The sequence below is a fragment of the Dawidia cretensis genome (assembly GCF_018598175.1).
In the GTDB taxonomy this organism is placed as follows: domain Bacteria; phylum Bacteroidota; class Bacteroidia; order Cytophagales; family Cyclobacteriaceae; genus Ohtaekwangia; species Ohtaekwangia cretensis.
On sequence record NZ_JAHESE010000020.1, the window covers coordinates 49,013 to 69,006 of the forward strand.

The following is a 19,994-nucleotide window of genomic DNA, read 5'->3' on the forward strand; positions in this document are numbered from 1 at the left end:
CTTTTTTATACCCCAAACACTGTTTTTTGATTAGTTTTGCATGAAACGACAGCATTCATGCTCAACTTGAAAGAAATCTTCTCGGTGACCCTCATCCTCTTCTCGGTCATCGACATTTTGGGGTCCATCCCCTTCGTCATTACCATTCGCAAACGCGAAGGGCGGATCCACGCCGAAAAGGCTACCATCATCTCGGCGGTATTGATGATCAGCTTTCTTTTTGTTGGGCAGTCCATTCTGAGACTGTTTGGCTTGGACGTTGCATCCTTTGCTGTAGCAGGTGCTATCATCATCTTTATTGTGGCCCTTGAAATGATCCTGGGCATCACACTTATCAAAGACGATCCCGACGCCAAAGGCTCAGGCTCCATCGTGCCGCTGGCCTTCCCGCTTATTGCCGGCGCCGGTACACTTACAACCATCCTTTCGCTACGCGCGGTGTATCAGGAATGGAACATTCTCATCGGCATCGTCCTCAATCTGGGTTTTATATACCTCGTGCTCCGTTCATCCGTGTGGCTGGAGCGTGTCATCGGTAAGTCAGGCTTCGCCGTGTTACGCCGGGTGTTTGGTGTCATTCTGTTGGCCATTGCCGTGAAGATCTTTAAAACCCACGCCCTGTCGTTATGATTCGTATCTATACTGACGGCGCAGCCCAGGGCAATCCGGGCCCGGGAGGTTATGGTGTCGTTATGAAATTTAAAGACGCCGTCAAAGAGCTTGCCGAAGGCTTTCGTCTAACCACCAACAACCGCATGGAACTGCTGGCGGTTATCAAAGGCCTCGAAGCCATCAAAAAAGACGGCATTGCCGTAACGATCTACTCCGACTCCAAGTATGTCGTCGACTCCGTCGAGAAAGGTTGGATCTGGACCTGGCAAAAAAAGAACTTCGACAAGAAAGCCAATCCCGACCTGTGGCAACGGTACATCCCCTTGCACTTGAAGTTCAAACCGAAATTTGTCTGGATCCGCGGCCATGCCGGCCATGCTGAAAACGAGCGGTGCGACTTCCTGGCCGTACAAGCCGCCAACAAAGGCCCGCTACTGATCGACGATGTCTACGAGCGCACCAGCGGCGCCCGCTAAGCTTCCTCTTCCGCTAAGGTGATCCCGAGTGTACTCAGCTCGGCCAAAATAGGATTATAAAACTCCGGCGCGATCGGTATCAACACTCCACGCGCGGCAATCTTGCCTTCCAGCAGCAATCTGGCCGCGATGGCTAACGGCAGGCCTACTGTCTTTGCCATGGCCGTGCGCACCGAGTCTTCACCCGTCGCGACAAGCGATGCCTGAATTGTTCTTTTCACGCCTCCCTGCGTATACCCAAAGCGGTGCCACATCACAATGAAGTCTTTATCCGCAGGATGCAAAGCCCACTTCTTACTCAGAATATGCTCCAGTATCTGTGCCGGTGTACCGGTGGCCAGCCCCACAGGCTGCTCTTCCAGCAGTCCCGACCATTGCAGTCGCGTCAACTCAGCCCCCTGCGGCGCCAGGGCAAAACGACGCATTAACTTTTCCTCTACTGAAACACCGGCATCGCTTTCCAAAAATGCATCGATAAAAGCACGGTGCGTTAAATCCTCTACACCGTGCATAACATACGTGTCATCACAACACCCTAATTGCACCAAGACATCCCACGCCGAGCAAAATCCTTCCTTTCGTAGCGTGCCGCGCAACAATGTCCGCACGCCCTCCAGTCCATACGTCTCGCGGTAGCCCAGCGAATCACGGTTGGCATAGCCCTCATACGCGCCGTACCCGGGCACATGCACTGCCGTGATCCGCTTGAAGAGCTGCTGGTAGGGAATATACTTATACTGACCGTCGTGCAGGTAACGCGCTGTGCTCTGACCGGCCATCACCACGTTGCGCGGGTTCCAGGTAAATTTATACCGCCAGGGATTATCAATATCGGTGTCAGGAGCAATCACCCCCCCCGTAAACGACTCAAACGAAGTCAGCTCGCCGCCATTGACTTTAATCCGGTCAATGACCTGCATCGCGCTCATATGATCAATCCCCGGATCAAGCCCACATTCATTCAGAAAGAGCAGTCCCTTACCCAGCGCTTCCGGATGCAAGGCCTTCATCTCGGGAGATATATAGCTGGCGGTAAGCAGGTGTTTACCTTCTTGTAAACAATAGCGGGCAATCACCGGATGCAACATAGCGGGCAGCAATGAGATCACCACATCTGCTTGCGCGATCGCTTCGCGACTGGCACGCTCTTCGCCCGCATCAAACCGCAACGCCCGTCCTACCGGAGAACCTTCGAGACGTTCGGCGGCAGCCTGGACAGACAGGTCGCCTACCATCACACGCCACTCCTGCCGGGTGGCTTCATTCAATAAGTAGGAAATCAGCGCTGAAGAAGACCGGCCCGCACCCAGGATCAAGACTGTTTTCATGAAAGGTTGTTTGAGATCTCAATGATAGTAAATTACAATTCAAACATACTCGCAGCGCGAGGGAAACAATAACAACAGTTCCCACATGTTCCCATATGTTCCCAACATTTCCCAGAAAAGAGCACCAAGCCTTGGGAAAAATAAAACCATCGCAGTACTTGGAAGGAGAAGAAAAGTAGGCGCGGGATACTCCCTACTAAAGCCGTACTAAAGCCCTACTAAAGCCCTATCAAAGCCCTATCGGGAGTGCCCGCCATGCGGCTGGTCTCCAGACTGGCATATCCGCGGTTCCACCCACTACCTGACAGACGCGGAAATGTTTCCAAATAAGCTTTTTATAGCTCTATAAGGGCTATTTCAATGCTATTTCAATTGTATTTCGATACTATGTCAATAGTATTATATATCCGAAGTACCCCCACAGCCCGGCTGTATGTCCCGCAGCCAATATTGTCATTCCCACAGCTTTCCCTAGCTTTGATTACAGTAACGCCATAAAATATAACATGGGTAATTTCAGCATTCTGGACACTCTTGAAGACCTCGAGCTAGGCGACCAGCAGCTCGTACAAGCCGCCGTCAAAGCCTCGGCACAGGCCTACGCCCCCTATTCGCAATTCCATGTAGGCGCTGCTTTGCTACTCGACAATGGTGTCATAGTGACCGGTGCAAATCATGAAAACGCCGCGTACCCTTCTTGTATGTGTGCTGAACGGGTGGCGATTTATGCCGCTGCGGCGCAGTATCCGGGCATGTCCATCCGCAAGCTGGCGGTAATAGCATTGCGCGGTGGGGTGGCACCATTAGTGTCAGCGTCGTCCTGCGGCCCCTGCCGGCAGGTGATGCTGGAGTTCGAGCACCGGCAAAACACACCAATGGAGGTTGTGTTCCAAGCCCCCGACAACCGGTGGGTAAAGACCTCCACGGCAGCCTCGCTCCTGCCCTTTGCCTTTTCGAAGGATAATCTATAAAAATCTGCCTGTGACCCTACATCGCCATAAATTGGTAAATTTTGGGGTTTAGCGTATTTTAGTTTACTTGCTCGCCATGAAGTTTCTGCGTGATAAATCTCTCCGCCAGATCGGTCTCTATCTGCTTCTGCTGATCACTGTGCTTTTTATCGGCGAGTACTTCATTCTCCGGCAGAAGATCAACACACTGGACGAGGTCGAACAAAAGCTGGACTTCACCCGCAGCACCCAGCTATCCAGTCAACAGATCTCACTGCTCATACAACGCTTCCGCTCACAAGACACAACAACAGCCATCGACATCCAGGCACGCCTTGTACAACAAGACGCGCAGTTGGAAATATTGGGTAACGGTGGCCGCATCAGCCGTACCGACGTCATCCTGAAACCGCTGGCGCGCCTGCCCCGCATCTCGTATGATAACCTGATACGGTATTGGAATCAATATAAGGAAACTGTCACGACCTTACTTCCGGTTCGGCAGACAGCTTCGACGACGATAGTCACTCCGGCTGCTGTACCCGCGCCAATCGTTACCGACGATACAACACAGACCAACGACAGCACACAAGCCGAACCCATGGCGGTCGAACCTGTAGCAGTAGCCGTCGCCGCGCCTGTCTTTCTACAACCGGACCCCGCCGTGGCTGCCGAAGCGCGCCTGCGGCAGGAAAGCCTGGCCATTACGTTGGCCCATTGGTATGACAATCTCTTCAACGACCTCGAAGACGAAGTGGCCCGCGACAAACGCGCCGTGGAGAACTGGATAACGATCATCATTCTATTCAACATCGCAATGTTGATCGGGCTGTACTATTGCTTCGACCGCTTTGTGTTGCGCACGATCCGCAAATTGACCGAGAGCTCCGCACGACACGAACAAGTGTACAACTTACCATCCAACGAGATTGGTAAAATGGCAAGCCAGATCAACGAAACGCTCGAGAGCCTCAAAGACGCCACCGACTTTGTCACGGCCATTGGCCAGGGCGATCTGTCAATGGACTATCGGGAGTCACTTGACAATGGTTATAACCGCGGCAAGAACAAGCTGGCCGACTCGCTGATCGACATGCAGGTAAAACTCAAGAACCTGAACGAAGAAGAGCGCAAGCGTCAGTGGGCCAATGAAGGGTTAACCAAGTTTGTAGACATTCTGCGTTCGTCGAGTGATAACATCCGCGTACTGGGTGATCAGATCATCGCATCACTGGTGCAGTACACGCGCTCGAACCAGGGCGGCCTGTACATTCTCAACGACGAAGAAGAGAATAATGTGTACCTCGAACTGATCTCGCTCTTCGCCTTCGACATCAAGAAACATGAGAGCCGGCGGATCAAACCGGGCGAAGGCCTGCTGGGACAGACCTTTCTTGAAAAAGACACAAATTATTACACGAGCTTCCCCGACGAATACGTGCGCATCACCTCCGGGTTAGGCGACGCTAACCCCCGGGCTATTTTGATTGTGCCGCTGAAGATAGACACGAAAGTGTACGGCGTTGTCGAGCTCGCGTCCTTCCACGAATACCAGCCGCACGAGATCGCCTTCGTCGAGCGCCTCGGCGAGACCATCGCGTCAACGATCGCCACCGTACAGTCGGCCCAAAAGAATAAACACCTTATAGAGCAGTTCCAGCAGCAGACAGAAGAGATGCGCGCACAGGAAGAGGAGATGCGCCAGAATATGGAGGAACTGCAAGCCACCCAGGAAGAAATAGCACGCAAAGAGCAAGGGTATATCGCCCGCATTCAATCGCTCGAAGAAGAACGGAAAGGCCTTGTTTCGCCAGCCGAAGCGTTGGAAGAGGCAGCCCGCACGTTCCGCACACGGGAGGCCGGCTACGTGCAGACCATTGAGTCGCTCAAAACAACGGTCGCCCAGAAGCCCGTGCGTAGCGACGATTGGCAGGTAGCCGAAGAGGTTGAGAAGACTTTCCGGGTAAACCTGGAAGCCTTGCAAATCACTCAAGAAGAACTTAATCGGAAAGTAAAATAAAAGACGTGTATGCCGGGTAACAGACGGCCCATCGGTCTGTCTGCGCCGTCGCATATAGCTTGAAAATACACATTTGCCGGTAGGCTTTTTAAAGTTTTAAATGCCTTTTTTTCAACTAATTAGATTGAATTACTTAATTTCATTACTGTAAGAAAAACGCGGCCTTCGGGTGCTTTTGAACGCGTGTAAGATTTCACTGTCAAATTCACCCCCCGGTACGTAATAGCACTTAATTTTGGGTTCCTTTATAAAGACCTGTACATGCTCGATATCGACATTGCCGACCTAAAAAAGATTTCAGAGCTTATTTACCAGAAGTACAACTATGACTTCCGGAATTATGCCATGTCGTCGTTCAAACGACGTGTGCTCCGGATCATGGAATTGAAGAAACTTTCGGTAGATGCGCTCCTGAAGAAAATAACCGAACAACCAGCTTTTATCAACGAGTTCCTCGACGAGCTCACGGTAAATGTTACCGAAATGTTTCGTGATCCGAGCTTCTGGCGCATTATGCGGGAGGAGATCATCCCCGCCATCCAGCTCAATCACAAACAATTCAAGATCTGGCACGCAGGCTGCTCGTCGGGCGAAGAAGTAGTATCCATGTGCATCATGCTCAAAGAGATGGGCATCCTGCAAGATGTGACGCTGATTGCTACCGACCTGGATGTAAACATCCTCGAGCGCGCCAAGCAAGCCACCTACCCGGCCAAGAACATGGAGCTGAACGAGAAAAACTACATCCGGTTCCAGGGTACCAAAAGCTTCAAGGATTATTACCGCGAAGAGAATGGTAACGCAATTTTTAACAAAGACCTTTTCATGAATGTCTCCTTCCGTCGCCACGATCTGGTGCTGGGAGAGATCTTCAATAAATTCGATCTGGTATTGTGCCGGAATGTCATGATCTATTTCAACCAGAACTTGCAGAACGAAGTACTGAAGAAGTTCCACGAGAGCTTGTTCAAGTACGGCTACCTGGCAATCGGTTCGAAAGAGTCATTGATCTGGTGCGATTATGCCAGTCGATTCATTGTCGTAAACAATGAGGAGAAGATATATAAGAAAATAAAAGATTAAGCGAGCTGCACTTTGACGAATGAGTAAGTTCAACCTAAATAACAGCTATAAGGCCGTTGTTATCGGTGGGTCAGCAGGCAGCTTCCAGGGCGTGGTCAAGATCCTGTCGCAGTTACCGAAGGGATTCCCATTGCCCATCATTATGTGTCTACACCGGCTCAAACACGTGCGTAACGGTTTCGTGGAAGCGCTCTCTATCAAGAGCGTGGTACAGGTGACCGAGCCGCACGATAAGGAAAATATAAAGAAAGGAAGCGTGTACCTGGCCCCGGCCAATTACCATATGTCTGTCGAGCTGGGACTTCACTTTGCTCTCTCTACCGAAGAGATGATCAACAACTCCCGGCCGGCGATTGACATCACGCTCGGCACCAGCGCCTTTGTGTACAAAGACAAGCTGGTCGGTATCCTGCTTTCAGGCGCCAACAAAGACGGCGCACTGGGCATGAAACATATACACGATCGCGGCGGCCTGACAATCGTACAGGAGCCGACAGAGTGTATGATCGATACCATGCCGAAAGCCGCCCTGGCGGTGACAAAAATTGACCACACGTTGAAGGTGGACCAGATAGTAGAGTTTTTAAAGGAATTAGATAAACAATACCGATGACAGGCTTATTTAACGATCGATATTACCTCAATGTCATCCTGGCAATGTTCTTTATGGCCGGGATTGTCATTTCTCTGTACCTGATCTACTCGCTCCCTGCCGACTTGCGCCTGGCCGACGGTTATCAGTCCGCTTTCACGGGCATTTACCTGACCATCGGCGCAACGTTCCTGCTGGGAGCCCTTACGCTTAGCGGATCGCTACGCTACAAGAAAGAGCTGATCGTCATGCGTGACCGCGTGATCGATGCTGCCCAGGCGAAACGCGACGAAGCCGATCAATCCGGTAAAACGTCGATCAGCCTTGACGCCGTAAAAAGCAGTCTGCAGCAAGCTCGCAACCAGAAGGATATACTCAACAGCGGTCTGCAAGCCATCTGCAAGCAGCTGGAAGCCGGCCAGGGTGCAGTATACCTCACGCGCGAAGAAGACGGCAAACGCACCGTCGAGTTGCAAAACGGCTATGCGCTCTCCGTAGGGGAAAGCACCGTGATCAAGTTTGAATTTGGCGAAGGACTTGTAGGCCAGGCCGCCGCCAGCGCCCGTACACTCTACGTGGACGACGTACCAACCGGCTATATCAAGATCATCTCGGGTCTTGGCAGCGCCTCTCCCCGCTACTTATTGATCGTTCCTATAAAACAACAAGCGCAAGTACTCGGAATCGTGGAGATTGCCTCCTTTACGAATGTCACGGAAGACCAGCGTAAGTTCGTGGAAGAAGCCGCGCAGTTGGTGGCCGATAAAATTTCAACAAAAGCATAGTACCAGCGCCGAACACGATATGATGAAAAGCATTAACATCACCACCAGAATTACGATTCTTATTCTCATGGTGTCGCTCGTAGCCGTCGCCTCGATCAGTTTTTTCAGCTATGACTATCACCAGAAGGCCAACGAGGAAAAATACTCGGCTACACTCGCTTCCCTGGTGGATAACCGCTCAGCGTACCTTAACTCCTTCTTAGACAAAGCAGCCCTGGCTGTACGCGTGCTGCAAAGCTCCGACCGCCTGAAGAACGGTGGCACTGCCAGCGCAGCACCGGCAGACGATCCGATGGCCGCAATGATGGCGATGATGCCTCCTTCCTCTGAGCCTGCTGCTGAGCCCGACACGACCGGTGGAATGGAGGAAGAGCCTGCTACCAGTGGTGCTACCCTGACCGACTACCTCAACGACCAGAAGTCGGTTCTCGATGTAGCCCAGATCACCATCACATCTGACAAAGGTGCTGTCGTAGCGTCTACCGATCCGACCATCAAAGGAAACTTCATCGACCAGGATGGTCACATCTTCGAAAAAGCCAAAAGCGACATTTATTTCTCGGAAGTTACGCGTGATAAACGCACCAAGAAATTTTATTCGTACGTAGCCGGCGCAGTAACAGACGCCAGCGGCGCACAACAGCTCATCATCGTTACAATCGACCTGACACACCCTTACCGCATACTGAAAAACTACCACGGCCTGGGCACCAGCGGCGAGCTGCTGTTGGGACGTCTTTACCCGGGCACCGGCAAAGTGGCCATCGTCAGCCCCCAACGCAACGACACGTCTTCGGCCATCATCCCGCAGGACACTACCAACCAGTTTATGAAGGGCTTTGCCCAGCTGGTGGACGGTAAGTCTATCCCGGGTGAAAGCAACGACCAAAACGGCAAATCTGTACTGCAAGTAGGCCGCAAGCTGTCGCACGGCGGCTTCGCCCTGATCGGCAAGATCGACGTAGCAGAAGTTCACAGCCACGACGGCAAGCTTACCAGCCTGTTCTTCTATGCCTGCCTGTGCATCGTCGCCCTGGCAATATTCCTGTCGATGATGTTCTCACGCTCGCTCATGCGCCCGCTGCACTCCATGCGCACCACCATCGGCCTGGTGGCCCAGGGGGTACTGCCAGAGACAACCGAGCAACGCAATAGCGACGAGTTTGGCCAGATGGGCAATAAGGTAGACGAGCTTGTACAGACCCTGCGTGGCAATGCTGAGTTTGCCAGGCGCATTGGTGAAGGCAAATACGACACGGAGTTTACACCCGCCAGCGAAAACGACATCCTTGGTAAGTCGCTCATCGAAATGCGCGACAACCTGATCGAGAACGAGCGCCAGGACAAAGAGCGTAACTGGATCGTGCGCGGTGTCGCCGAAATCAGTGAGATCCTGCGTATGCACGACTCGATCGACGAGCTGGGCGATGACGTGATCAAGTTCATTCTCGAAAAGATCGGTGCGATTCAAGGTGCCTTCTACGTCGTAAACGACGAGACAACGCCCGCCCTGATCGAAATGCGCGCGAGCTACGCGTATAACCGTAAGAAATATCTCAAATCGAAATTTCGGTTTGCCGAAGGCCTGGTAGGCCAGTCTGCCGCCGAAAAAGATACCGTACTGCGTACCGAAATACCGGACGAATATGTGACCATCACCTCGGGTATCCTCGGCGACCAACGCCCGCATTGTATCCTCATCGTGCCGTTGATCACCAACGAAGAAGTATATGGCGTACTCGAATTTGCCGGCTTCCGCCGCTTCGACCCTTCGCAGGTTAAATTCGTTCAAGAGCTTTCCCTCATCCTGGCCCGTACCATCTTTAACATCAAGGTAAACGAGCGTACGCGCAGACTGCTGGCCGAGTCGCAGGAAATGAGTAACGAGCTCAAAGAAAAGCAGGAAGTACTGCGCCAGAACGCCGAAGAAATGCAGGCTACGCAGGAAGAGCTGCAGCGCTCCAACCAGAAACTGGAAGAGCAGATCGAAGAAGTAAACCGCACACAGAGCCGCATGCAGCTCTTGCTGGAGAACGCTTCCGAGGTTATCACCATCTATGAAGAAGACGAAAGCATCCGCTATATCTCGCCGTCGGTAGAGACCATCCTGGGCTACGGCCAGAAAGAGATGATCAGCAAAAGCGACATCGACAAAGTACACCCGGACTACCGCGATACATTCCGCGACCTCTTCCGCAAGATGAAAGAGCAGCCCGACGAAAAGGTTACTGTTCAATACGAATACCGCGCGAAAGACGGAAGCTTTATCTGGCTGGAGTCTGCCGGTACCAACTGTATGTCGAATCCGGCCATCCACGGCTTCATCCTCAACTCGCGCGACATTACCGAACGCCGTCGTGCAGAGCAAGAGCAACGTATGCGCTCTAAAATGCAGGCCCTGTCGGAAAACTCGCTCGACCTTATCACCCGTCTCGAAGGCGACTCGATCTCGTACATTAACCCGATTATCCAGGAGTATACTGGCAAACAGCCATCGTTCTTCCTCAACCGCAAGGTACAGGAAGCCGAACTGGACAGCGCCGTACTGGAAGGCTGGCTCAAAGTAGTAGAGCAGGTAAATGCAACCAACGAAAAGGCCGACACCGAAATGGACTTCCCGTCAGAAATGGGCAAGCGCATTATGCAGGTGAACGCCATTCCGGAATTCGACGAGTCGAACAAGCTCGAATCCGTACTGGTAGTATCGCATGATATTACCGAGCGAAAAATGATCGAGCTCGAGATCCAGAACAAAAACAAGAAGATCACGGAAAGTATCAACTATGCGAAGCGTATTCAGACGGCGATCCTGCCCAACAGCAAAGTGATCAGCAAGGCGTTACCCGACTCGTTCATCCTGTATAAACCCCGCGACGTGGTATCCGGTGACTTCCCGTGGTTCGTACAGATTAAAGACGAGCTCTTTATCGCAGCCGTAGACTGTACCGGTCACGGCGTACCGGGTGCGTTGTTGTCGTTGATCGGCTACTTCCTGCTGAACGACATCGTACGCAGTCGTAAAATTACCGAGCCGGGCAAGATCCTCGACCTCCTGGATGAAGGGGTTACGACAACCCTCCGCCAGGACGAAGACTCCACAACAAAAGACGGTATGGATATCGCGCTTTGTAAGATCAACATGGAGACCCGCGAAGTGGAATACGCCGGTGCTCACCGCCCGCTATACGTCATGAAAAATGGCGCGATGGAGGAGGTAAAAGGCAATAAGTTCCCCATTGGGGGCGGTATCTATAAGAACCAGACTAACTTTACCAATACAAAGATCGAGCTCAGCGCAGGCGATTCGATTTACTTCAGCTCCGATGGATTCCCCGATCAGTTCGGCGGTGCCGAAGGACGCAAGTTCGGACCGAAGCGTACGCGCGAGATTGTTGAACGTGTCCACACCGGGTCTATGAACGACGCCGTCGGTATATTTGACGAGGAGTGGGAGAACTGGCGTGGCGATCATAAACAAACGGACGACGTGTTACTGATCGGCATTAAATTCTAAATGTTTGACATCGGAATTCCGGCCTTTTATAAGGCCCCGGAAGGTCTGGTAAGAAATAAATTTTAACTTAGTGAACCTCAATTTTAATCAAATCTTCTGACGCATGAAATTCATTTATGACCTGCACCGCACCATGATGTCACAGAAACTCATTCTGGTCTATCAGGGTGACTTTACCCAGGAGAGCACCAAGTCCATACTATCGATGGCCGAGCGAAATCTCGATTCTTCCGGGGAAGAGTCCAGCATCAAGCGCAAGGTATTTAATGTAATGGTCGAAGCTCTCCAGAATATTGTTAAACACAGCGACGAATTGGTCGACGGACAAATACGCAGCCATGCTGCGATCTTCCTGATCGGTAAAGAGGCAAACCAGTATTCGATCATGTCGGGCAACCCGATTCGAAAGGAGAATGTTTCCAAGCTGCAAGCTGCCCTGGAACGCATCAACGGCCTGGAAAAAGAAGGCCTGAAAGATTTGTACAAAGAGATCATTAAGAATACGACCATCTCCGAAAAAGGAGGTGCTGGATTGGGGTTCGTCGATATGGCCAGAAAGTCAGGAGAGAAACTGGAATTCGAATTTCCGGAAATGTCTGCCGAGTACTGCTTTTTCTGTCTGAAAGTAAACGTGCCGCGTGACAGCGAATAATTTTTCATTGAATTATAGAACAATCTAAATAGACTTATACCATGGAAATTTTGAATCTGGAAGGAACAGAAGACACTCCAAAAATAATCCTCGATAAGAAAAACGGAATCTTCGAGATCTCCGGCCGTTCGCTCCCTGAAGATTCTGCTGAATTCTATCGCCCTGTGCTGGAGTGGATCGCCAAGTATGGCGCTGAGCCACACGCAACGACTGAATTCGTATTCAAGCTGGAATACTTCAACACGGCTTCTTCGAAGCTAATCCTGGATGTGCTCTCTGCCCTCGAAGACATCAAGGGGATGCGCATCGTATGGTACTTCCATGAAGACGACGAAGACATGGAAGAAGCTGGCCAGGAGTTCTCCGAGCTGGTTGAGATTCCGTTCGAGTTTAAGACTTATTAATGGCTACCGTGGGGTTACAAAGCCCACTGTATGGTAATCGGTTATCAGTCGTGAAAGAGCCCCTTTAACCGGGTTGCGGGAGGCTGGTAACCGATATTTTTTTATACTTTATAAAATTGCTTTCTAACCATGAGTGAAGAAATACTCAAAGCTCTCACCCAACTTTTTGCGATTATCACAAAACAGGATGGCGGCGCGACTGAAGGCGAGCGACAATACGTTATAAACTTCTTCCAGACGGAACTCGACCAGGATTCTGTAAAAGAATACCTGGACCTCTATGATCAATTTTCCGGCTATGGTAAAACAGACGACGAGGAAGACGGAAAGAAGAAGCTGACCTCTGTAAAAGACTCCGTAAAGACCCTGGGAATCTGTAAGAAGATCAACAAGACGCTGACGCAAAAGCAGAAGGTCGTGGTATTGATCAAGCTGTTGGAACTGGTCAGCACCGACAAGAATTTTACCGACCAACGAATGGAGATCATCAATACCGTCTCCACCGTATTTAATATCGTGCAGGAAGAATACGACCTGATCGAAAGCTTCGTGCGCGCGGAAGACCCCACTACACTCAACTTTGCAGATATATTATTGCTGAACTCCGCCGCCCGCGGCGAAGAAGGCAAAATCTATAAACACGTACACGGACACATCGGCGGCTCGCTCATCTTTATGCGTGTGCGCGGCGTGGAAATGTACTTCACCAAATACCTGGGCGAAGAGTCCAACGTATTGAACGGCTTCATGATGCAGCCCAACCGTGTATACCTGTTCTCACACGGCAGCACCATCAAGACCCAGGGCGGCGATGCGCTATACTATAGCGACCTGGTGGCCAACTACAACGAAGAGTTGAAGACCACCAAATTATCTTTTAATGTCACCATCGACGAGTTGAAGTTCGCCAACGGTGGCATTGGTCTGCGTAACGTGCGCATCTCCGAAGGTCCCGGTAAGCTCATCGGTATCATGGGTGCCTCCGGTGCCGGTAAAACAACCCTGCTCAACGTCATGGCTGGCCTCGTACAGCCTACCACCGGTCAGATCCTCATCAATGGCTTCGACATCAATACCCAAAAAGACCGAATCCATGGGGTCATCGGGTACGTGTCGCAGGACGACTTGCTCATCGAGGAGCTGACCGTATACCAGAACTTGTACTACAACGCCAAGCTGTGCTTTGCCGACTTCACCGAAGAGCAACTCCACAAGCGCGTAATGGAAGTATTGGAAAACCTCGGCCTCGACCAGCGCAAAGACCTGCGCGTGGGGAATCCGTTGGACAAGACCATCAGCGGTGGTCAACGTAAACGTCTGAACATCGCCCTGGAGCTGATCCGCGAGCCGGCCATCCTCTTCCTCGACGAGCCCACCTCGGGCCTGTCCTCACGCGACTCGGAAAACGTCATCGATTTGCTCAAAGAGTTGTCACTGAAAGGCAAGCTGATCTTTGTCGTGATTCACCAGCCTTCGTCCGACATCTATAAGATGTTCGACAAGATGATCATCATGGACACCGGCGGCTACCCGGCATACTATGGCACGCCGGTGGAAGCTGTAACATACTTCAAGAAGTCAACGCACCAGGTAGACAGCAACCGGGGCCAATGCGAGACCTGCGGTAACGTAAACCCCGAGCAGATCTTCAACATCATCGAGGCCAAAGTAGTCGACGAATACGGACAGCCTACCAACAAACGCAAGATCACCCCGCCGCAGTGGTATGACCTATACAAAGAACGCTTTAAGATCAACAATGTCGAAGACGTTCGCGAAGAGCCACCGCACTCGCTAACACTTCCCAACAAGCTGCGCCAGACATTTGTCTTTGCAACACGAGATACGTTATCGAAGCTCAGCAACAAACAATACTTGTTAATCAACCTCCTCGAGGCGCCGCTGCTGGCCATCATCCTGGCCTTCATCATCAAGTACCGCAGCGCACCGGGTGGCAAAGAATACATCTTCCGCTTCAACGACAACTTCCCCGCCTTCATGCTCATGAGCATTATCGTGGCGTTGTTCATGGGCCTTACGGTCAGTGCCGAAGAGATCATTCGCGACCGGAAAATTCTGCGTCGCGAGTCGTTCCTGAACCTGAGTTGGAACAGCTACCTCATGTCGAAAGTGTGGATCCTGTTCACCCTGTCGGCCATTCAAACATTCCTGTTCGTACTCATCGGCAACCTCATCCTGGAAATCCAGTGGGGCATGCTCATCCCCTTCTGGTTTGTACTGTTCACGGTGTCCTGCTTCGCCAGCGTGCTGGGTCTTAACATCTCGTCGGCCTTTAACTCGGCCGTTACCGTGTACGTTATGATTCCGCTGCTGCTCATTCCGCAAATGATCCTGAGCGGTTTGCTGTTCAGCTTTGACAAGCTCAACGACCTGATCAGCACCAAAGGCAAAGTGCCCATCGTAGCCGATATGATGGCCTCCCGGTGGGCCTACGAAGCACTTGCCGTGTATCAGTTTAAAGAGAACTCGTACGAGAAGCCCTATTACGGCTTCGAGAAGATCGAAGCCCAGGCCGACTTCCGTTCTTCCTTCCTCGTAGACGAGCTCGACAAGAAGCGTCGCGACATCGCCGGCAACCTCGATGAGAAGGGCGACTCGATCCGTCAGAAGCTGCAAAGCGACCTGACCATCATCGAGACCACACTGCGCAAGGACTACTTCAAGAAAGGCCTGGAGAAAGAGCTGGCGGTAGACTGGACGTTAAAAGACTTCACACCGGCATTTAACAAAAAGCTGGAAGACTTCTTTATCGCCTACAAGAAGTTCTACCAGGAGGCGTATAACAAAGCCGTGGCAGCCCGTGAGAATGTGATCCTCAATTTGGAGAAAGATCCCAACTACAAGCTGAACGACTACAAGAACGATTACTACAACGAAAGCCTGGCTGACCTGGTGAAGAACGTCAACGAAAAGAACCGGATCATCGAGTTCAACGGTGAGCTTATCCAACAGGTCAACCCGGTGTTCCTGCCACCGTCGCCAAAGAGCCCTGTGGACTATCGTGCACAGTTCTTCGCACCAGAGAAGCAGTTCCTGGGTATCTCGTTCAGCACCTATTTGTTCGACTTACTGGTCATTTGGGCCATGGCGGCCATACTGTACGTTACCCTGTACTTTGAGCTGCTGCGTAAGTTCATCGAGTCCTTCGATAAGATCCAGGGCAAACTGGCGCTGGCGAAGGCAAAAAAGAAATAAAGCATGCAGGTAACATTTTGGCTGGGAATGCTTAATTTTTAAATTTGTAAACTGATAAATTTATATCATTTAATAACTCTGTATGAGACTACTACCTATCGGGCTCTGTCTGGCAATCCTACTTTCGGCTTGCGGATCCGGTAAGAAGACCGATGAACAAGCCTTCCTGGAAGGTCTTGACTCGGCTAAAACCGAAGGGCCTACAATATCTGAAGAAGTCATTGGCGACATCCTTCAGCAGATTCCCAGTCCGTTGGAAATCTCTGTGCTGCTGAAAGAGTCTGGCAAGAAGTATAATGCATCTTTCCTGAACTCACCGGACAACACATCGAAGTACAACACCAACTACAAGAAGGCCCTCAACCTGGGACTCTACGGTACCGACTTGGGTTACACCAACATCTACGAGCAGAACCAGGACGGTGTAAAATACATGGCCTCTATCAAAACACTGGCAGACGGTCTGAGCATTGGTCAATTCTTCGACGTCGAGACAATCGGTCGTCTGGCTACCAACAGCAAGAACCTCGACTCCCTGCTGCTGATCACCACCCAGAACTTCAACACGATCAACCATTATTTACAGTCGCAGGGCCGTGCAAACCTCAGCGTACTGTTCCTGACGGGTGGCTGGCTGGAAGCGCTTCACATTACCTGCGCTACTGCCTCGGCAAACCCTGACAACCAGCAACTGAAAGAAACCATCGGTGAGCAGAAAATCATCCTGGAAAGCATCATGCTTCTCCTCTCCTTCTACAAAGAGTCGGATCAAAACATGGCATCATTGTTGACTGACATGGAAGAGCTGAAGAAAGTGTACGACAAAGTCAAGATCACGTACACGTACAAGGAGTCTACTATGGAAGTCGTGAATGGTGTAGCCATTATCAAAGATAATAGCACGAGCACGATTGAAATCACCCCTGAAGATATCGCCAGCATCAGCGCGGTTACCTCTTCCATCAGATCTAAGATTATATCATAAGCTAAGAATAAGAAATACAGGCGTCCTATGAAAAAGTTAATGTTTATTGTTCTATCCGTTTTCGTTCTGAGTACCTTGGAAGTTATCGGACAGTGCAACTCGGAAGCCCTGAGCAACCAGTGTATTCCCAAACTGGCCGAAGGATTTAACTTTCTGAAAAGCTACAAAATCGAAAAAGGAGGAAAGGACTTCGTGGAGTATTCATATGTGTTCACCAAAGGCACGCAATATATGATCAACATCTGCGCCGCGACCCAGCCTACGGATGGCATTGTGGTAAGCCTCTTCGACTCTAACCGGAACAAAGTAGCTACCAGCAAGATCAACGGTCAGTTCGTATCGGCGATTGCATACCCTTGCAACACCACCGGTATCTACTACATCCAGTATACCTTCGACGGTTCAGCATCCTACTGCGGCGGCAGCGCGCTCGGCTTTAAACGCTGATCGTACAGCTCCGAAATAATACTAAAGCAAAAGCCGTCTCAGATCTCTGGGATGGCTTTCTTATTTATTCCCAATCACGATGTTGCTTAATGTGGCACAAAAAGTGTAGCCGCTGATCAAACCAGAAGCTATAACGCTATTTTTATCCCCCACTATGAAACCACAATGGATAACGCTCGTGCTACTCGTCTTCATGACCTGGGCCTGTAGCGATGATGATAACACACCCGGCATCGAATCAAAAACACTGGCAATACAGGTATCAGAAAAATCACTACTGTTAGGCGAACGTATGTGGATCCTTGTGTCCGACAGCAACGGCAAATTGCTGGGATCAAAACAACTCACCAACGGAGAGACCTATACGTTTCTGGCACCAGCTGGATTTTCCGAGGATGTTATTACGTACACTACTCTTTTGCGATCTGAAGACCAACACTCTTCGGATCGAATCGAAATGTACATCGTAACACATGCCGGCGTTCCGTTTGGTGCGTATACTACCTGGTTCCCACCTGTATTCGAGGGGGCTCCGTCGGAAGATAGAAATTCAAGTCAGGTATCTGTGGCCGGATCATTAATTAAAGGTTGGGAGATAGCAAAAATGATTTGTTTACCGTATGATCGCAATGTCGATGCCTCCACGGTTACCACGATACCAGAAGATGATCGCTGTACTTTTAACGTATCAGCCACTGGCAACTCGGCAGTACTCCTGGCAGATCGTACCACCCCTCCTTTCTATTACCACTACCTGGAGATAGAGCCGGACAAAAATTATATTGTATCGGCGAACGACTTCACGGAAGCCGACATCAAGACAATCGAGATACCGGAAACCGACAACTTTAGCTGCCAGATTATCGGCAGCAATACGTACGGAAGCTTTTCGTACTATTATGACAAAAAAGAATCCGGTACCCCCATCGACAAAATTATTGCCCCTGCATACGGAAATGTCTTTTCTTCCTATCAGACCCTGCTCAACATTATCGTTACCGATAAGAAGCTCATCAGCTGCTCAATATATGATGTTGACATCCCGACGAGTGCAGAGCTTATTGATCCGACCATTGGTGTTACATATCAGGACGGTACCATTATCACGGAGCATGTGATCTCAGAGGATCCCGATGTGGATATGATGAAGCTCACGGCCATCTCCGGCAACCACAGCCTTTTTGCCTGGAGGATCTATGCCGCACCGAATGCCCGGCGAATCACACCTCCACGTATTCCGGACTTTATAGCACTGGCACCCGGCGAAACTGCACGAACCTTTACGGAGATTGCTGAACATAACATAATGACGTATACGTTACAAGAATCGTCGGACCATCAGGGATATTACGATTTCCTGACACGCTACGAATTGAACGGGCAGAATCCGATGCCCAAAAAATATGTAACCAGTCAACTTACCCAAAGAAATTAGTCGTTAATCCCCCGTGCCAGGCTGCGGCCAGTGCCGACACCAAACTGGCGTAGAGCATTATTCGTATCTTCACCCATGCAGCACGAAGTATCCTTCACCGCCCGCGCCCGGTACCAAAAACTCGGCATCATCACGCCCGAAACCAAACACCTATGGTTCGTCCTGCATGGCTACGGCCAACTCGCCCAATATTTCATCCGCAAATTCCGCACACTCGAAGACGCCGGCATCTGCGTCATCGCGCCCGAAGCCCTCTCTCGCTTTTACCTCGAAGACGTCACCGCCCGCATGCAGAGCGGCAACAACCGCGTAGGCGCTTCGTGGATGACGCGCGAAAACCGCCTCATGGACATCGGCAATTATATACAGTACTTAAATGCCGTCTACCAGCAAGAGATCCCTCCTACCCATTCGTTACAAATAACCATTCTCGGATTTTCGCAGGGGGCCGCGACGGCTACACGCTGGGCCATCAACGGCCAGGTTCAATTTCACCGGCTCATTCTCTGGGCGGGAATTTTCCCTCCCGATATGGAACTGGAAACAGGGCGCGAAGTATTAAAAGATAAGGAGTTGGTATTAGTACACGGTACGGCTGACCCATTTCTAACCGACGAACGCTTTGCGGAAATGGAAACGCTCTCGGCCCGGTTACACGTCACACCCCGCAGACTGACCTTTGATGGTGGCCACGATATCCACGAAGCCACATTGCCCCAACTTTTCTAACCGCGCTTCACTTGTGTACTACTGGCCTGCGCCGTAGGGAACACCGTAATATCCGCCAATACCACATGCGGCGGCGCCTGCAATACATACAGAATGATATCGGCAATATCAGTACCCTGCAGCGGTGTCATACCTTGATAGGGCGCCGACGCTTTTGATTCATCGCCTTTAAAGCGCACCAGTGAAAACTCCGTTTCCACCAGACCTGGGTTAATAGACGTCACTTTAATACCGTAAGCATTTAAGTCCATCCGCATGCCGCGGGTCAACGCATCAACCGCAAACTTGCTTGCACAGTATACATTACCGTTCGGATACACTTCCTTCCCGGCAATAGACCCCAGGTTGATAATGTGCCCCAACTGACGGCTCGTCATCACAGGAATCACTTCTTTCGATACATACAGCAACCCTTTTACATTGATGTCAATCATAGCATCCCAGTCGGCCAGGCTCCCGGTTTGTATCGGATCAAGGCCGTGCGCATTGCCCGCGTTGTTTACAAGCACGTCGATGTTCTTCCACTCCACCGGCAGCGAGGCAATCGCGCGTTGTACATCGGCATGCTCGCGCACATCAAAAGACAGCGTCGTTACTTTTGTTTGCGCGGCCAGCTCCTGCTGTAGCGTTTCCAGCCGCTCGCGGCGACGGCCGCAAAGAATGATGTCGAAGTTGTGGGCAGCCAGCAACCGGGCCGTGGCCTCGCCAATGCCGGATGTCGCACCCGTGATGAGAGCTATTCTTTTCTGCATATGCAAAGACTAAA

At 51.0% G+C, this 19,994-nt stretch carries 17 protein-coding genes; 15 read left to right on the plus strand and 2 right to left on the minus strand.

Going from position 1 to position 19,994, the window contains the following annotated elements:
* The first annotated feature begins 57 nt into the window (after positions 1 to 57).
* Positions 58 to 630, plus strand: coding sequence for a MarC family protein (locus KK062_RS18175; protein WP_254085761.1), 573 nt, complete (start codon positions 58 to 60; stop codon positions 628 to 630).
* Positions 627 to 1,088: a ribonuclease HI gene (rnhA, locus tag KK062_RS18180; RefSeq protein ID WP_254085762.1), complete on the plus strand. Its 462-nt coding sequence runs from the start codon at positions 627 to 629 to the stop codon at positions 1,086 to 1,088. Before KK062_RS18175 ends, rnhA begins: the two co-directional genes overlap by 4 nt.
* Here rnhA and KK062_RS18185 read toward each other — a convergent pair.
* Positions 1,085 to 2,416, minus strand: coding sequence for a saccharopine dehydrogenase C-terminal domain-containing protein (locus KK062_RS18185; RefSeq protein WP_254085763.1), 1,332 nt, complete (start codon positions 2,414 to 2,416; stop codon positions 1,085 to 1,087). The genes rnhA and KK062_RS18185 overlap by 4 nt on opposite strands.
* Positions 2,417 to 2,922: 506 nt before the next feature.
* On the opposite strand from KK062_RS18185, the gene cdd reads away from it, so the two are divergent.
* The 13 genes from cdd (at position 2,923) to KK062_RS18250 (ending at position 19,228) form a co-directional block, all read left to right on the plus strand.
* Positions 2,923 to 3,387, plus strand: coding sequence for a cytidine deaminase (gene cdd, locus KK062_RS18190; protein WP_254085764.1), 465 nt, complete (start codon positions 2,923 to 2,925; stop codon positions 3,385 to 3,387).
* A 76-nt stretch (positions 3,388 to 3,463) separates the two neighbouring features.
* Positions 3,464 to 5,386, plus strand: coding sequence for a GAF domain-containing protein (locus KK062_RS18195; protein ID WP_254085765.1), 1,923 nt, complete (start codon positions 3,464 to 3,466; stop codon positions 5,384 to 5,386).
* A gap of 261 nt (positions 5,387 to 5,647) precedes the next feature.
* The gene (locus KK062_RS18200) at positions 5,648 to 6,469 is read left to right on the plus strand and encodes a CheR family methyltransferase (protein WP_254085766.1); all 822 of its coding nucleotides are present in this window, start codon (positions 5,648 to 5,650) and stop codon (positions 6,467 to 6,469) included.
* Between the two features lie 19 nt (positions 6,470 to 6,488).
* Positions 6,489 to 7,082, plus strand: a complete 594-nt coding sequence (locus tag KK062_RS18205) for a chemotaxis protein CheB (RefSeq protein ID WP_254085767.1) — start codon at positions 6,489 to 6,491, stop codon at positions 7,080 to 7,082.
* The gene (locus tag KK062_RS18210; RefSeq protein ID WP_254085768.1) at positions 7,079 to 7,846 is read left to right on the plus strand and encodes a GAF domain-containing protein; all 768 of its coding nucleotides are present in this window, start codon (positions 7,079 to 7,081) and stop codon (positions 7,844 to 7,846) included. The genes KK062_RS18205 and KK062_RS18210 overlap by 4 nt, the downstream gene beginning before the upstream one ends.
* Before the next feature lie 19 nt (positions 7,847 to 7,865).
* Positions 7,866 to 11,360 (plus strand): PAS domain S-box protein, encoded by a 3,495-nt coding sequence (locus KK062_RS18215; protein WP_254085769.1) that lies wholly within the window; start codon positions 7,866 to 7,868, stop codon positions 11,358 to 11,360.
* Positions 11,361 to 11,463: 103 nt separating this feature from the next.
* Positions 11,464 to 12,012 (plus strand): SiaB family protein kinase, encoded by a 549-nt coding sequence (locus KK062_RS18220; RefSeq protein ID WP_254085770.1) that lies wholly within the window; start codon positions 11,464 to 11,466, stop codon positions 12,010 to 12,012.
* Between the two features lie 41 nt (positions 12,013 to 12,053).
* Positions 12,054 to 12,416, plus strand: a complete 363-nt coding sequence (locus KK062_RS18225) for a DUF1987 domain-containing protein (RefSeq protein ID WP_254085771.1) — start codon at positions 12,054 to 12,056, stop codon at positions 12,414 to 12,416.
* Positions 12,417 to 12,545: 129 nt separating this feature from the next.
* On the plus strand, positions 12,546 to 15,632 hold the full coding sequence (locus KK062_RS18230; protein WP_254085772.1) for an ATP-binding cassette domain-containing protein: 3,087 nt from the start codon (positions 12,546 to 12,548) through the stop codon (positions 15,630 to 15,632).
* 82 nt (positions 15,633 to 15,714) lie between these two features.
* Positions 15,715 to 16,617 carry a hypothetical protein gene (locus KK062_RS18235; RefSeq protein WP_254085773.1) on the plus strand — a complete coding sequence of 301 codons (903 nt, stop codon included), beginning with the start codon at positions 15,715 to 15,717 and terminating at the stop codon, positions 16,615 to 16,617.
* 27 nt (positions 16,618 to 16,644) lie between these two features.
* Positions 16,645 to 17,064, plus strand: coding sequence for a hypothetical protein (locus tag KK062_RS18240; RefSeq protein WP_254085774.1), 420 nt, complete (start codon positions 16,645 to 16,647; stop codon positions 17,062 to 17,064).
* Between the two features lie 154 nt (positions 17,065 to 17,218).
* A complete protein-coding gene (locus KK062_RS18245; RefSeq protein ID WP_254085775.1) occupies positions 17,219 to 18,499 on the plus strand; it encodes a hypothetical protein in 1,281 nt (426 codons plus the stop codon).
* A gap of 75 nt (positions 18,500 to 18,574) precedes the next feature.
* The gene (locus KK062_RS18250; protein ID WP_254085776.1) at positions 18,575 to 19,228 is read left to right on the plus strand and encodes an alpha/beta hydrolase; all 654 of its coding nucleotides are present in this window, start codon (positions 18,575 to 18,577) and stop codon (positions 19,226 to 19,228) included.
* Here the strand turns inward: KK062_RS18250 and KK062_RS18255 are convergent.
* Positions 19,225 to 19,980: an SDR family NAD(P)-dependent oxidoreductase gene (locus tag KK062_RS18255; RefSeq protein ID WP_254085777.1), complete on the minus strand. Its 756-nt coding sequence runs from the start codon at positions 19,978 to 19,980 to the stop codon at positions 19,225 to 19,227. The genes KK062_RS18250 and KK062_RS18255 overlap by 4 nt on opposite strands.
* Positions 19,981 to 19,994: the final 14 nt, after the last annotated feature.

Coding starts and splice junctions, on each gene's coding strand:
- KK062_RS18175 (WP_254085761.1), top strand. CDS start 58: ATGCTCAACTTGAAAGAAATCTTCTCGGTGACCCTCATCCTCTTCTCG.
- rnhA (WP_254085762.1), top strand. CDS start 627: ATGATTCGTATCTATACTGACGGCGCAGCCCAGGGCAATCCGGGCCCG.
- KK062_RS18185 (WP_254085763.1), bottom strand. CDS start 2,416: ATGAAAACAGTCTTGATCCTGGGTGCGGGCCGGTCTTCTTCAGCGCTG.
- cdd (WP_254085764.1), top strand. CDS start 2,923: ATGGGTAATTTCAGCATTCTGGACACTCTTGAAGACCTCGAGCTAGGC.
- KK062_RS18195 (WP_254085765.1), top strand. CDS start 3,464: ATGAAGTTTCTGCGTGATAAATCTCTCCGCCAGATCGGTCTCTATCTG.
- KK062_RS18200 (WP_254085766.1), top strand. CDS start 5,648: ATGCTCGATATCGACATTGCCGACCTAAAAAAGATTTCAGAGCTTATT.
- KK062_RS18205 (WP_254085767.1), top strand. CDS start 6,489: ATGAGTAAGTTCAACCTAAATAACAGCTATAAGGCCGTTGTTATCGGT.
- KK062_RS18210 (WP_254085768.1), top strand. CDS start 7,079: ATGACAGGCTTATTTAACGATCGATATTACCTCAATGTCATCCTGGCA.
- KK062_RS18215 (WP_254085769.1), top strand. CDS start 7,866: ATGATGAAAAGCATTAACATCACCACCAGAATTACGATTCTTATTCTC.
- KK062_RS18220 (WP_254085770.1), top strand. CDS start 11,464: ATGAAATTCATTTATGACCTGCACCGCACCATGATGTCACAGAAACTC.
- KK062_RS18225 (WP_254085771.1), top strand. CDS start 12,054: ATGGAAATTTTGAATCTGGAAGGAACAGAAGACACTCCAAAAATAATC.
- KK062_RS18230 (WP_254085772.1), top strand. CDS start 12,546: ATGAGTGAAGAAATACTCAAAGCTCTCACCCAACTTTTTGCGATTATC.
- KK062_RS18235 (WP_254085773.1), top strand. CDS start 15,715: ATGAGACTACTACCTATCGGGCTCTGTCTGGCAATCCTACTTTCGGCT.
- KK062_RS18240 (WP_254085774.1), top strand. CDS start 16,645: ATGAAAAAGTTAATGTTTATTGTTCTATCCGTTTTCGTTCTGAGTACC.
- KK062_RS18245 (WP_254085775.1), top strand. CDS start 17,219: ATGAAACCACAATGGATAACGCTCGTGCTACTCGTCTTCATGACCTGG.
- KK062_RS18250 (WP_254085776.1), top strand. CDS start 18,575: ATGCAGCACGAAGTATCCTTCACCGCCCGCGCCCGGTACCAAAAACTC.
- KK062_RS18255 (WP_254085777.1), bottom strand. CDS start 19,980: ATGCAGAAAAGAATAGCTCTCATCACGGGTGCGACATCCGGCATTGGC.